This is a genomic window from Alkalihalophilus lindianensis (assembly GCF_032843265.1).
Taxonomy (GTDB): Bacteria; Bacillota; Bacilli; order Bacillales; family Bacillaceae_D; genus Alkalihalophilus; species Alkalihalophilus lindianensis.
On record NZ_JAWJBA010000353.1, the window covers coordinates 1 to 270 of the forward strand.

Below are 270 nucleotides of genomic sequence, written 5' to 3' on the forward strand. Positions count from 1 at the left end.
TCTGTGGGAACATATCCACAGGCTGGATATAGTTGACGTTGAATTTCGTGCTTAAAGATTGAATATCTTTTGCCAAGGTTGAGGGATTGCAGGAAACATAGATTAACTTCGCAGGCTGTACTTGTAAAATTGTTTGAATCAGCTGGCTGTCAAGGCCTGTCCTTGGCGGATCGACTACAACCACATCTGGCTTCCAGCCTTTTTTTACCCATTTTGGTAACACCTCTTCAGCTTTTCCCGGAACGTATTTCGTATTGGTAAACCGATGAC

1 pseudogene is annotated in these 270 nt (G+C 43.3%); it reads right to left on the reverse strand.

Annotated elements, in window-relative coordinates:
• Window positions 1-270: pseudogene (locus RYX56_RS22545) on the reverse strand (23S rRNA (uracil(1939)-C(5))-methyltransferase RlmD); the annotation flags it as partial.